The sequence below is a fragment of the Streptomyces parvus genome, from assembly GCF_014648875.1.
Lineage (GTDB): Bacteria > Actinomycetota > Actinomycetes > Streptomycetales > Streptomycetaceae > Streptomyces > Streptomyces parvus.
The window spans coordinates 1-501 of the sequence record NZ_BMRY01000057.1; the positions used below are offsets into that span (position 1 = coordinate 1).

Below are 501 nucleotides of genomic sequence, written 5' to 3' on the forward strand. Positions count from 1 at the left end.
TGGCGCTCGCCGTCGGCACCAGCGCGGAACTGCCCTACCTGGTGATCCGCGCCATCCGGTGGTTCACCCCCCACGCGCCGTCGATGCTCGCGCTGGTCGGCTTCTGGTGCTCCTTCGCCCGCTTCGTCCTCGTCGCCCTCGGATGCTCGCTGGCCGCGCTCGAACCGCTGAGGAGGGCGTTCGCCTACTGGTACCGCAGGCAGCGCCTCCGCGGCCTGTGGCTGCTGCTCCGGCAGGCGACGCCCGAGCTCGTACTGGCGCCCCCGGGGTCGCGCGGCCTGGACCTGCTGGCGTTCGACAACACCTGGGAGCGGCTCCATCAACGGGTCGTCGACATCCGCGACCCCAGGACCGACCGGCGGCTGGTGATCGCCAGACCCGCGTACAGCAGTCCGGAGAACGGCGTGCCGCGGCGGCGCAGCTCGTCGGCCGTCGGCTGCAGGACGGTCTCCAGGACCTCCTCGCCCAGCTTCGGGTCGGCCCAGGGCAGCGGCGAGTAGG

At 72.9% G+C, this 501-nt stretch carries 2 pseudogenes; one reads left to right on the top strand and one right to left on the bottom strand.

Annotated features, from left to right (window positions below):
• Nucleotides 1-83: 83 nt before the first annotated feature.
• Nucleotides 84-290, top strand: a pseudogene (locus IE140_RS36575) (hypothetical protein); the annotation flags it as partial.
• 68 nt (nt 291-358) lie between these two features.
• On the opposite strand, the pseudogene IE140_RS35785 reads toward IE140_RS36575, so the two are convergent.
• Nucleotides 359-501, bottom strand: a pseudogene (locus IE140_RS35785) (phosphoribosylamine--glycine ligase); the annotation flags it as partial.